This is a genomic window from Lelliottia nimipressuralis (assembly GCF_004115925.1).
Classification (GTDB): Bacteria; Pseudomonadota; Gammaproteobacteria; order Enterobacterales; family Enterobacteriaceae; genus Enterobacter; species Enterobacter nimipressuralis.
The window spans coordinates 1-705 of the sequence record NZ_SDDX01000058.1; the positions used below are offsets into that span (position 1 = coordinate 1).

The following is a 705-nucleotide window of genomic DNA, read 5'->3' on the forward strand; positions in this document are numbered from 1 at the left end:
GGGGCATGAAGTGGAGCAGGCGCTGGATGCGGCGAACGCGTTTATTTCGCAGCAGAAAAGCCAGATTCAGCAGGCCATCGGCCACATCTTTAACAGAGATAATATTCTCGATTTAGCGGGCATCCAGCCCATGAGCCTGAGAAATAGCTCCCAGGAAGAGATGGGGCAGCTGGTGCTGGATGATGAAGGGCAGGCGCAGATTGTGTTGAGCAAAATCCGCTCCTCCTGCGAGCTGATCATGCTGGATGCGCAGGGAAAAATCAGCCGTGAACTGGCGCTACGCTTTGACCAACTTGAGTCCACGCTGGCGCGTTCCCTTAACGAAGCGATGCGCCCCATTGAGAAACGCATTAAAGAAGAGCTGAGCCATGCCGGTTTCCGGGCGCGGATCAGCTTCCCGGCGTTCCAGGCGAGTCAGCTTAATTTCAACACGCGTGGGCTGTTTACTGACGCCATTGCGTCGGAAAATCGTCCGGCGGGTGATGTGTCGGCGTCCGGCAGCGTGCGTGAGACAGTGTCGCGCTGGCTGAACAATCCGGGCTGGGGCTTTGAAGATTACGTGATGACTCGCACCCGATATGTTATTGACATCGCGCAGCTTCATGAGCGATTTAAACAGCATATTGATCAATTTTGTGAACAAATCTGTAAAGCTTTGGTGGCGCAGGTCGATGTCTCTGTTACGGCAGGAATGGCGACGTTTTT

1 pseudogene is annotated in these 705 nt (G+C 54.2%); it reads left to right on the top strand.

Going from position 1 to position 705, the window contains the following annotated elements:
• A pseudogene (locus tag ETG88_RS22170) lies at positions 1 to 705 on the top strand (clamp-binding protein CrfC); the annotation flags it as partial.